The 274-nt window shown below is 33.2% G+C and carries 1 protein-coding gene; it reads left to right on the forward strand.

The window, feature by feature from the left end; translation table 11 throughout:
- The coding region (locus ACX6CF_RS27040) for a PEP-utilizing enzyme (protein ID WP_458788470.1) at positions 1-274 on the forward strand (274 nt) is incomplete at both ends.

The raw sequence follows: 274 nt of genomic DNA on the forward strand, positions 1-274 counted from the left end.
AAAGATGTATCAGAGAGGGTAATATACAATCTTCTTGGTATAGAACAATGTGATTTCAATTCCATGACAGAAGAAGTAATAGTTGTATCAAAGGATTTAACACCTTCAGATACAGCGAGTTTCAATAAGGATAAAGTTCTTGGTTTTATAACTGAATTGGGAGGCAAAACCTCTCATACTGCTATTCTAGCAAGAACTCTTGAAATACCCGCTGTTACAGGAATAAATGATTTGCTACAAAAAATAGAAGATGGGGATTTCTTAATAATTGATG

The sequence above is a fragment of the Vallitalea sediminicola genome (assembly GCF_054408565.1).